This window comes from Wolbachia endosymbiont of Pentidionis agamae, from assembly GCF_036711655.1.
Lineage (GTDB): Bacteria > Pseudomonadota > Alphaproteobacteria > Rickettsiales > Anaplasmataceae > JAZHPY01.
Window position 1 is genome coordinate 1 of the sequence record NZ_JAZHPY010000112.1, and the last position, 2,531, is coordinate 2,531.

1 protein-coding gene is annotated in these 2,531 nt (G+C 33.0%); it reads right to left on the reverse strand.

Translation table 11 applies throughout. From position 1 onward, the window contains the following. Positions 1-1,063: PD-(D/E)XK nuclease domain-containing protein (locus V6U76_RS05060; protein ID WP_333024042.1), on the reverse strand; the 1,063-nt coding region annotated here is incomplete at its 3' end. Positions 1,064-2,531 lie beyond the last annotated feature (1,468 nt).

A 2,531-nucleotide genomic window follows, 5' to 3' on the forward strand; every position in this document is an offset into this window, starting at 1 on the left:
CACAAAGTGAATAATAAGAGGCTTTCAACTCGTCAACTATACTTTGTTTAAACTTGTCAACGTTGATTCCAAATTCTTCTTTTGTTCCGAAATCTAGATTCTCGGAAATTTTCGTAACTATCCCCTGCGGTCGTGACACTCGAATTGTTTCCGTCGAAAATGTTGCTTTTTTATTCTCCGAATCAAAATTCACTCCGAAAGCAATATTTGTCGGCGATTGTCTCTTTTCTTTCGCATGGTAACCATTGAACTTTATTTGCTTTAACGCATCGATTGAATTTTTGTTTACTTTGAATTCCAATAAAATTGGATCTGACTTCGGGAAAGTGATTGTCAGATCTGAATATCCGGTGCCAGTTCTTTGCTCTTTAATGACGTGAATGTTTGAATTAGCTGTAAGTCTGCCTTCGACTGATCCAGAAATGAATCCGTCAAGTAAAGCCTCGCTTAGTTTAATGTCCGAAATCAGTTCAAAAGTTTCTCCTTTCATAAACATTTCGAAAGTTTCCAAATTGTAAGCTACAAACTTTTCAGCTATTTCCTGTTTGGTTGTTACATCTGAATTCAAATAGTTTCTCAGAAATTGTTTGAAGTTATCTGTTTCGGTGTTTTCGATTGAAGGAAGACGAACAAACAGTTTATCGCCGTCTGAGTTGACAGTTTCGCTGACGGATGATAATGGGAGCAACGTTTCCGTGACTCTCATTTCGAAAAGTCTCTGTGTTCGTTCTCTTTTCTTCGTCTCTTGTCGCAACGGAATGTGAAAAACAAAACTTTCAGTCGAATAATCGTTGAGACTCAAATCACCAAATTTCGTGATTAAATCATTAATTTCACTCTCTTTGAACTTTGCATCAATTTGTGATAATTCACTCACCACAAATGTCCTGGCAATAATTCGTTTCTTTCCTTTGTGTTCAACTCTCGCAACAATTTTCACTGTTGCTTCGACAAGCTCATTTTGCGATACTTCTAGTCCGATTGGCTTCGGTTCTGCTTTATACTCTGTTTTCATAAATATTTCCTTGATTCCGATTCTGTCCAAAGTTGCTTTTGATCGCATACCGTTTGATACTACCCCAAGAATATAACTCGACCAATATTCGAGTTTGTTTGTTGAATGAATATTAGGTGTATTTTCGAGAATTCGTGACATTCGTTGAGTAAAGTCGTTCACTTTTCGTCCAACAGCAACTTTTCCATCCTCTGTAAACAGATTCTCCTGCTTTCCAAATAAGTCTTCAAAAAGTTCTTTCCTGTCAACCTCGTGTTCATGTACAACAATCTTTTTTGAAGCTGTCGTTGGATCGACGCATTCCTATTTCAAATTTCTTTATTAACGAACTTCGTGCTTAAACTTACTTTTACTCTCAGTTCGCTTAAAACGAGAATCAAAATGAGACAAAACTTGAAAGAATCAATTGCAAACATTTTGATTATCAATAGAAACACATTGCAATTAGAAAATTTGTTTCTAACACTTTAAGATTTAATTTAATTCTTCGATCAATAATTTTGACTCGTCTTTGGCTGTTACTAGACTGATCATTACCAGAGTGAAACTAAAAGTTTTATTGTAACTGAATTCGAAAATGTTGTCTGCTAATTGCGATTAGGAATTAAACGGATACATTAATTAACAAGTTAAAACAAAAACTGAGTTATGATTCATAAACATAAACATGAATGCTGAACGTGTAATGCTGTACTCTTCGAAGGTTGAACGGTGAATATCGAATCGAATTGCGTTGTGTCGTTTAAACACTTCCTTTTCTGCGAAAAACGTGAAAGCCTCTCTGTAAGCTTCGTTAAATTAAATTAATCAATTATGTGAACATTTCATTGCCAACATTATCGCACTATTTCAATCTATAAAATCACTCAAAACCAAACAAACCGGGATTTCTTTGAATCACTGCATGTTTACTCTCTGAGTTTCAGAATTTAACAAACTTTCAATTTACCACAGAGTTACTGATTATGAAGTTTACACTATCGTATGAAATCAGTGTAAGTGACATCATCATAATATAAACTATCAATTGAAATTACTTAAATTACGGAACAAATGTTTCGATTCCATACACCACTTGACATTTTACTATTAATTGTCGACAAATGTTGTGTAATGGACTAACTGTTTTATATCTAATGTTCCATAGTTTTACTTCTTCATATTGAAGTTTTAACATTAAAAGTGATTTGTCTAGAAACAAAGGAACAAAATTTAATTATAAGAATAATTCATTTTGAACAACTAATTTGAAATTATAAGTATTTTTGTCATAAAAAGTAATTCGAATAAATAAATGTATCTTCATTTTATGAATGTGCACGAAGTAACAATCAATAGACTGCTTAGTATAACTTCAAAAGTTAAATATTTCGAGAAATTTCTCGTCATATAATAACTATCTTGATGTATGATTATTAGAGAGCGGATTATCGCATAATCGTATGTCGCATTATTATTTCACATAAATGGACTGTTTTTCTTATAAACGCATAATCTAAGGAATTGACATTTTTTC